The sequence below is a fragment of the Pseudomonas sp. FYR_2 genome (assembly GCF_043106425.1).
Lineage (GTDB): Bacteria > Pseudomonadota > Gammaproteobacteria > Pseudomonadales > Pseudomonadaceae > Aquipseudomonas > Aquipseudomonas monteilii.
The window spans coordinates 304,942-313,398 of the sequence record NZ_JBICMM010000020.1 but is presented as its reverse complement, the minus strand read 5'-3'; the positions used below and the strand labels follow the sequence as shown (position 1 = coordinate 313,398).

Sequence of the window (8,457 nt, the reverse complement as noted above, 5' to 3'; positions counted from 1 at the left end):
AGAAAGCGACCTTAGGGTCGCTTTTTTTGTGCCTGAGATTCCAGCTTCAGCGCTCTTCCTCCCGCAACGTCAGCACTTCAAACCCGTCCTCGGTCACCGCCACCGTATGCTCCCACTGCGCCGACAGGCAGTGGTCGCGGGTAATCACCGTCCAGCCATCCTTCAACGTGCGCGTGCCACGCCCACCCTGGTTGATCATCGGTTCGATGGTAAACACCATCCCCGGCTTGAGCTTCATGCCCATGCCGCGCTGGCCGATGTGCAGCACCTCTGGCCCTTCATGCATCTGTTGGCCGATGCCATGCCCGCAATACTCACGCACCACGCTGTAGCCCGCGGCCTCGGCATGGGTTTGCACGGCATGACCGATATCGCCCAGCGTGGCCCCTGGGCGTACCTGCTCGATGCCTTTCCACAGCGCGTCATAGGTGGTGTCGACCAGGCGCCGGGCTTCGTCGCTGATTTTCCCGATGCAGTACATCTTCGACGAGTCGGCGATGTAGCCGCCTTGCTCCAGGGTGATGTCGACGTTGACGATCGAGCCTTCCTTCAATACTTCATCGGCTTTGGGTATGCCGTGGCACACCACGTGGTCCACCGAGGTATTGAGTGAGTAGGTGAAACCGTATTGGCCCTTGCTTGCTGGCCGCGCCTTGAGTGTGTCGACGATGAATGCATCGGCGCGGTCGTTGATTTGCATCGTGGTGATGCCTGGGCGGATGAAGCTGTCGAGGTCGGCGAACACCTGGGCCAGCAGCTGGCCGGCGCGGCGCATCAGGTCGAGTTGGGCGGGGGTCTTGAGGATCACCTGGGACATGGGGGGAGGGCAGTTGCTCATGCTGGAATGTGCCCCAGCATAGCGCCAGGGGGTACTAGGTTGCCACTGGATGGTGCGTAGCCTGTGCCGGCCCTTTCGCGGGCAAGCCCGTTCCCACAGGGATATCACAAGGCCTGAGGGCGGTGCCGTATCTGTGGGAGCGGGCTTGCCCGCGAAAGGGCCGGCACAGCTGGCCCATTAATTGCTGACTCATCACCATCCCGGGCTATCAACGTCGATAGCCCGCAAAACCTCACGACAAAGGCGCCGTGTTGCCCCTCGCTTGCATCAGCAAGCCGGGGCAGCCGGCGCCTTTTTGCGTTCCCCCCAGGAGCCTGCCCATGGCCAACAGCGAAGTACGCAGCGTCTGCCCCTATTGCGGCGTCGGCTGTGGCATCGTCATGAGCGTTGCCGACGGCAAGGTCAGCAAGGTCAGCGGCGACAAGCAGCATCCCAGCAATTTCGGCCGCCTGTGCACCAAAGGCCTCACTGCGCACCTGCCGCTGACCGCCGCCGGGCGCATGGAAGACGCCTATGCACGCCAGCAGCGTAACCAGCAGCCGGTACGCACTAGCATCGATCAGGCCATCGCCGAAACAGCCACACGCCTGCGCGGCATCATCGACCAGCACGGTCCCGATGCCGTGGCGCTGTACGTGTCCGGGCAGATGTCGCTGGAGGCCCAGTACCTGGCCAACAAACTGGCCAAGGGCTTTATCCGAACCCGCCACATCGAGTCCAACTCGCGCCTGTGCATGGCCAGTGCCGGCAGTGGCTACAAGCTGTCGCTCGGGGCTGACGGCCCACCCGGCAGCTACCAGGATTTCGAACACGCCGACGTGTTCCTGGTGATTGGCGCCAACATGGCCGACTGCCACCCGATCCTGTTCCTGCGTTTGCTCGACCGGATCAAGGCCGGTGCGAAGCTGATTGTGGTCGACCCTCGGCGCAGCGCCACCGCCGACAAGGCCGACCTGTTCCTGCAGGTACGCCCCGGCAGCGACATGGCCTTGCTCAACGGCTTGCTGCACCTGCTACACCGCAACGGCCATACCAACCCTGACTTCATTGCCTGCCACACCGAAGGCTGGGATGAACTGCCAGCCTTTCTCGACGACTACCGCCCCGAGCGCGTGGCTGCCATCACCGGGCTGGCCGAGGCCGACATCATCAAGGCCGCCGAATGGATCGGCAGCGCCCGCAACTGGATGAGCTGCTGGACCATGGGCCTGAACCAGAGCATCCATGGCACCTGGCACACCAATGCGATCTGCAACCTGCACCTGGCCACCGGCGCCATCTGCCGCCCCGGCAGCGGGCCGTTCTCGTTGACCGGTCAGCCCAACGCCATGGGCGGCCGTGAGATGGGCTACATGGGGCCCGGCTTGCCAGGCCAGCGCTCGGCACTGGCGGAAAACGACCGCGCCTTTGTCGAACAGCAATGGCAACTGGCACCTGGCAGCCTGCGCAGCGAAGGCGGCGAGGGCACGGTGGCGCTGTTCGAACAGATGAAAGCCGGCGAAGTGAAGGCTTGCTGGATCATCTGCAGCAACCCGGTGGCCAGTGTCGCCAACCGCCAGCAAGTGATCGATGGCCTGCATAAGGCCGAGCTGGTGATTACTCAGGACGCTTTCCTCGACACCGAAACCAATCGCTATGCCGACATTCTGCTACCGGCCGCGCTGTGGGCCGAAGGCGAGGGCGTGATGATCAGCAGCGAGCGCAACCTTACCCTGATGCCGCGCGCCGTCGAGCCGCCAGGGCAGAGCCTGCCGGACTGGCAGATCATTGCCCGCGTGGCGTGCGCCATGGGTTATGCCGACGCCTTCGATTACGCCGATGCCGAAGCGGTGTACGAGGAAATCCGTCGCTTCCATAACCCTGCCACCGGGTACGACCTGCGCGGCATCGGTTATGCCGAACTGCGTGAGCAACCGCGCCAGTGGCCTTGCGCGCCTGGCCGTGACAGCGACCGCAGCCCGTTGCGCTACCTGAATGACGGCAGCAGCCAGGTGCTGCTGCACGATGCCCAGGGCCAGCGCCCGGCGTTGGCCTTCCCCACCGCCAGTGGCAAAGCCCGTTTCTTCGCCCGGCCTTGGTTGCCGGCACCGGAGTTGCCGAATGACGACTACCCCATGGTGCTGAATACCGGCCGTGTGCAGCACCAGTGGCACACCCTGACCAAGACCGGCAAGGTGCCGGCATTGAACAAGCTGGAGCCCGGCCCTTTCGTCGAAATTCACCCCGAAGACGCCGCCAGGCTGGGCGTTGCCGAGAAAGACCAGGTGGCCATTCGGTCGCGCCGTGGCCAGGCCGTGCTACCCGCACGCATCAGCGACCGGGTCATGCCAGGCAACTGCTTCGCACCCTTCCACTGGAACGATGTGGTCGGCGAGCAACTGGCAATCAATGCCGTCACCTGCGATGCGGTTGACCCGCTGTCGCTGCAACCTGCGTTCAAACACTGCGCCGTGGCCCTGGAGCGGGTCGCAGGCGAACGCATCGATACCCTTGAGCTGAACACTGCCATTGCGGAGCCAGCCCGTATGCCAACTGCCACCCTGTCTCGTCTGCTTGGCCTGGACACCTTGCCGGCCCCGGTGCTGGCCGAAGAAGAACGCCATTACCTGCAAGGTTTCCTGCTGGGCCTGGACCAAAGCCGTGCCGAAGGCGTACCCAGCCTGCCGGCCAGTGCACCGCTGGCCGCCAGCCGTCGGTTGTTCGTCGACGGCTTGCTGGCCGGTCTGTTTGCCCAGCCTGCGGCGTTGCCCGCTGCGGCGTTGCCGGCGCCACTGCATCAAGTGCTGTGGGCCTCGCAGACCGGTAACGGCGAACTGTTGGCCGAGCGCTGTGCTGAGCGCTTGCGCGGTGCCGGCCTGGAGGTGCAGCTCAGTTGCATGGAGGCCGTCAGCCCGCGCCAGCTACAAGGCGCCGCCAGCGTGCTGCTGATCGCCAGCACCTTTGGCGATGGCGACGCGCCCGACAGCGCCGGGGCATTCTGGCAGGCCTTGCAGGGCGAGGAGGGCACCCTCTGCGCCGAGCTCCCCTATGCCGTGCTGGCCTTGGGTGACTCAAGTTACGACCAGTTCTGCGGTTTTGGCCGCAAACTCGACCAGCGCCTGGCCGAGCTGGGTGGGCGGCGCTTGTTGCAGCGGGTGGACTGCGAACCCGATTTTGACGCAGCGTTCGCCGGCTGGCTCGAAGCGCTGTTGCCTGCGCTGGGCACTGCTGCTGCCCCACAACCGGTCAATGAGCCTGCGCCGGTCACGATCTATGGCAAGCAGCAACCCTGGGCCGCCGCCCTGGTGGAAAACCGCCTGCTTAATGGGCCCGGTGCAAGCAAGGAAACCCGGCAACTGGTGTTCGACCTGAGCGGCAGTGGCTTCAGCTATGCAGCTGGCGATGCTCTGGGCGTATGGCCGCGCAATTGCCCGACGCTGGTCGATGAACTGCTGGCGCTGACGCAGCTCGATGGCCAGGCCATGGTCGAGTTGAAAGGCCAGCCTGCCATGCCACTGGCCGAAGCCCTGCAAGCGCATCTGGAGATTGCCAAGGTGACCCCGCAACAACTGCAGGCCTTTGCCGGCAGTGCCCCGGACCTGCAGCGCCTGTTACAGCCCGAGTGCAAAGCCGAGCTGCAGGACTGGCTGTGGGGCCGGCAGCTGGTAGATGTGCTGCGTGCTTTCCCTCAAAAACTGCCGCTGGCCAGCTGGCTCGACCTTCTCAAGCCGTTGCAGCCACGGCTTTACTCGATCAGCTCCAGCCCATTGGCGCATCCGGATCAGGTGCACCTGACCGTATCCACCGTGCGTTATGGCGAGCGCAAAGGTGTGTGTTCAAGCTTCCTTGCCGACCGTGCCCAGGCGCTGAAGGTGGCCATCTTCCCGCAGGTGTCGAAGCACTTCCGGCTGCCCGAGGACGACAGCGTGCCGATGATCATGGTGGGCCCTGGGACTGGCATTGCACCGTTTCGTGCGTTTCTGGAAGAGCGGGAAGCACGGGGCGCGAAAGGGGGCAACTGGCTGTTCTTTGGCGAGCAGTACGCGGCGACCGATTTCTACTACCAGGACCAGTTGCAGGCTTGGCAGGCAAGCGGTCATCTGCGGCTGGATACCGCGTTTTCCCGTGACCAGGCCGAGAAGATCTATGTGCAGCAGCGCATGCTCGAACAGGGCGCGCAGCTGTGGCAATGGCTGGAGGCAGGGGCGTACTTCTACGTGTGTGGTGATGCCCAGCGCATGGCCAAGGATGTGGATGCGGCGTTGCGTGAAGTCATTGCCGCGCATGGCGGTGTGGATGCGGATGCCTATATGGAGGCCTTGAGCAAGGCCAAGCGGTATCGGCGGGATGTTTACTGAAGTGCTCCAGGATGGGGAGCGTTGCACCTTGAATGTGCATTGCCTGTGCCGGCCTCTTCGCGGGTAACCCCGCCCCACAGGTAAGGTGCAAGTCTGCAGACCTGGGGAGATCCCTGTGGGAGCGGGCTTGCCCGCGAAGAGGCCGGTACAGGTAACGCAATTGGCACACTCCCTGCTTTACCCAAGCTACAACAAAGCCCACTGATCAACGGCGATCAACCCGGGCCACCTACCGTGATGAATACAGGCAAAGGCGCCTGGAGCTTCGGCTCCAGGCGCCTTTTTTTTGATCGAGGATCGGCTTATGAAGGCAACAGCGAGCAGCGGGCAACGAGAGCGACTGGTCATCGTCGGCAACGGCATGGTCGGCCACCATTGCGTCGAGCAACTGGTCAGCCGCGGCGCCCACGAGCGTTTCGAACTGCATGTGTTCGGCGAAGAGCGCCAACGCGCCTACGACCGCGTACACCTGTCCGAATACTTCGGAGGCAGCTGTGCCGAAACCCTGGCCCTGTGCGAGCACGATTTCTATACCGCCAACGGCGTGCACCTGCACCTTGGCGAATGCGTGCTGGAAATCGACCGCGAACGCTGCGAAGTGGTTACCGCCGAAGGCCGGTACGGCTACGACCAACTGGTGCTGGCCACCGGTTCGTACCCCTTCGTACCGCCGATCGAAGGCTCCAGCGGCAACGCCCGCCTGGTCTACCGCACCCTCGACGACCTTGATGGCATCCGGGCCGCCGCTGCCAGTGCCCGCCGTGGCGTGGTGGTTGGTGGTGGCCTGCTCGGCCTGGAAGCCGCCAACGCGCTCAAATCGTTGGGCCTGGAAGCCCACGTGGTTGAGTTTGCGCCACGCTTGATGCCGGTGCAGCTGGACGGCGAGGGCGGTGCCGCGCTCAAGGCACAGATCGAAGCGCTGGGCGTGGGCGTGCACCTGTCCCGCGCCACCCAGTCGATCAGCGATGGTGAAGCCTATCGCTACCGTATGAACTTCGAGGGTGGCGAGCACCTGGAAACCGACCTGATCGTGTTCTCTGCCGGTATTCGTCCGCAGGATGCCCTGGGCCGCACCAGTGGCCTGGACATCGCCGCGCGTGGCGGGGTGGTGATCGACAACCACTGCCGCAGCAGCGATCCGCGCATCTTTGCCATTGGTGAGTGCGCCTCGTGGAACGGCAGTGTGTTCGGCCTGGTCGCCCCGGGCTACAGCATGGCACGCAACCTGGCAGCGTTGCTGATGGGGGAAGCAGCGGTCGCGTTCACCGGTGCCGACATGTCGACCAAGCTCAAGCTGCTGGGCGTGGATGTCGGCTCAATCGGTGATGCCCACGGCGCCACACCAGGTGCGCGCAGCTACCGCTTCATCGACGAAGCCAACAGCGCCTACCGCCGGCTGGTGGTGGATGCCAGCGGCAAGCATGTACTGGGTGCGGTGCTGGTGGGCGACAACAGCTACTACGATACCTTGCTGCAGTATGCCCAGAACGGCATCGCCCTGCCGGCCGACCCGGCCGCGCTGATTCTGCCGCAAGGCGGTGGCGCGCCGGCCTTGGGCGCCGATGCACTGCCGGACAGCGCGACCATTTGCTCCTGCCACAACGTCAGCAAGGGGGCGGTGTGCGCCGCCATCGACAACGGCTGCAGCGACCTTGCCGCCGTCAAGGGGTGCACCAAGGCTGCCACGGGCTGCGGGGGTTGTGCCGCCTTGCTCAAGCAGGTGTTCGAGCATGAGCTGACGGCCCGGGGCGTCGCGGTGGACAAGAGCCTGTGCGAGCACTTCGCCTACACCCGGCAGGAGCTGTACGGGCTGGTGCGGGTGGAGGGCATCCGCACCTTCAGCGAACTGCTCGAACGCCATGGCAAGGGCCATGTGGGGTGCGACATCTGCAAGCCGGCAGTGGGCAACATCCTCGCTTCGTGCTGGAACCAGCCGATCATGGACCCGGCGCTGGTGCCACTGCAGGACACCAACGACACCTTCATGGCCAACATGCAGAAGAACGGCACCTACTCGGTAGTGCCGCGCATCCCCGGCGGTGAAATCACCCCTGACAAGCTCATCGTCATCGGCCAGGTGGCCAAGAAGTACGACCTGTACACCAAGATCACCGGCGGCCAGCGCATCGACCTGTTCGGCGCCCAGCTGCACGAACTGCCGCTGATCTGGGGGGAGTTGATCGAGGCCGGCTTCGAAACCGGCCACGCCTATGGCAAGTCGACCCGCACGGTGAAGTCGTGCGTCGGCAGCACCTGGTGCCGCTACGGTGTGCAGGACAGTGTCGGCATGGCCCTGCGCCTGGAAGACCGCTACAAGGGGTTGCGCAGCCCGCACAAGCTCAAGTTCGCGGTATCGGGCTGCACCCGCGAATGCGCCGAGGCGCAAAGCAAGGACATCGGCGTGATCGCCACCGACAAAGGCTGGAACCTGTACGTGTGCGGCAACGGCGGCATGCGCCCACGGCATGCCGAGCTGTTCGCCACCGACCTGGACGACGAAACCCTCGTACGCCTGATCGACCGCGTGCTGATGTTCTACATCCGCACGGCCGACAAGCTGCAGCGCACTTCGGTGTGGCGCGAGAACCTGGAGGGCGGGCTGGATTACCTGAAACAGGTGATCATCGATGACAGCCTGGGCCTGGCCGGCGAGCTTGAAGCGCAGATGCAGCATGTGGTGGACCAGTACGAATGCGAATGGGCCAACGCCCTCAACGACCCGGAAAAGCTCAAGCGCTTCCGCACCTTCGTCAACGACCGGCGCGCCGATCCGGACGTGCATTTCGTGCGTGAACGCGAACAACGCCGGCCCGCTGCGCCGCTGCACCTGATTCCCACTGTCGAGGAGGCTGTCTGATGAACCTGTCCAATGCTGTTGTGCAAACCCGGGAGAACTGGCAAGCGGTGTGCCACGCGCACGACCTGGTAGCTGACTCCGGGGTGGTGGTGTGGCTCGACGGGGCCCAGGTGGCGCTGTTTTACCTGCCGGGGCAGGCCCAGCCGCTGTACGCGGTGGACAACCGCGACCCGCGCTCCGGCGCCAATATCATTGGCCGTGGGCTGGTGGGCAGTGTGCAGGGCGAGCTGGTGGTGGCGGCGCCGCTGTACAAGCAGCATTTCAGCCTGAAGAGCGGGGTGTGCCTGGAGGATGCGGGGCAGCAACTGCGGGTGTGGCCGGTGCGCTTGAATGGTGAGGCGGTGGAGTTGGCCGTGGTCTGAAAGTTTTTATGCTCAGGGGGTGTTCGCCGTCGGGTTTGCAGCGCCTGGGAGATCGAGCGCCGC

4 protein-coding genes are annotated in these 8,457 nt (G+C 64.5%); 3 read left to right on the top strand and 1 reads right to left on the bottom strand.

Annotation, left to right across the window (positions count from 1 at the left end):
* Positions 1–46: 46 nt before the first annotated feature.
* Complete coding sequence (gene map, locus ACF8R4_RS11535) at positions 47–838, bottom strand: type I methionyl aminopeptidase (protein ID WP_060497601.1); 792 nt, start codon at positions 836–838, stop codon at positions 47–49.
* A gap of 320 nt (positions 839–1,158) precedes the next feature.
* Here map and ACF8R4_RS11530 point away from each other — a divergent pair, with 320 nt between their 5' ends.
* The 3 genes from ACF8R4_RS11530 (at position 1,159) to nirD (ending at position 8,394) form a co-directional block, all read left to right on the top strand.
* Positions 1,159–5,175 (top strand): molybdopterin-dependent oxidoreductase, encoded by a 4,017-nt coding sequence (locus ACF8R4_RS11530; protein ID WP_392492416.1) that lies wholly within the window; start codon positions 1,159–1,161, stop codon positions 5,173–5,175.
* Between the two features lie 304 nt (positions 5,176–5,479).
* A complete protein-coding gene (nirB, locus tag ACF8R4_RS11525) occupies positions 5,480–8,032 on the top strand; it encodes a nitrite reductase large subunit NirB (protein ID WP_060497599.1) in 2,553 nt (850 codons plus the stop codon).
* Entirely contained in the window at positions 8,032–8,394 is a 363-nt protein-coding gene (nirD, locus tag ACF8R4_RS11520) for a nitrite reductase small subunit NirD (RefSeq protein ID WP_164524959.1), read from the top strand. Before nirB ends, nirD begins: the two co-directional genes overlap by 1 nt.
* The last annotated feature ends 63 nt before the right edge of the window (positions 8,395–8,457 follow it).